Raw genomic sequence first — 327 nt, forward strand, 5'->3', positions numbered from 1 at the left:
AATAAGCCCGAGGCCGAACGCAGGTATTGCGCAGCGGGTAAACCGGCAGGACGCCGGTTTAGCCGCGCCGGGCCATGGATGGCCCGTCGCGGCGGCCCGCGGAGTAACGGATATACACCCCACCCTAACCCCGCGCAGCAAACACCCCCCGAGCAATCGACCGAGCCACACAATCAGCCGCCGCCGACCCAATCCGCCCAATCTCCACCTGCCGCCGAGGCCCATCCGCCACCTCCACTGCCCCCGAAGCCAACGCAAAAACCGTATCCCCATCAAACGGCAAATGCGCTGGCCGCACCGCCCGGGCAATCCCGTCCTGCGCCATGA

At 67.0% G+C, this 327-nt stretch carries 1 protein-coding gene; it reads right to left on the reverse strand.

The genetic code is table 11. The features are described from left to right. Positions 1-124: 124 nt before the first annotated feature. Positions 125-325 (reverse strand): P1 family peptidase, encoded by a 201-nt coding sequence (locus tag HX846_RS38740; RefSeq protein ID WP_178967642.1) that lies wholly within the window; start codon positions 323-325, stop codon positions 125-127. Positions 326-327 lie beyond the last annotated feature (2 nt).

The organism is Pseudomonas sp. K5002 (assembly GCF_013386655.1).
Taxonomy (GTDB): Bacteria; Pseudomonadota; Gammaproteobacteria; order Pseudomonadales; family Pseudomonadaceae; genus Aquipseudomonas.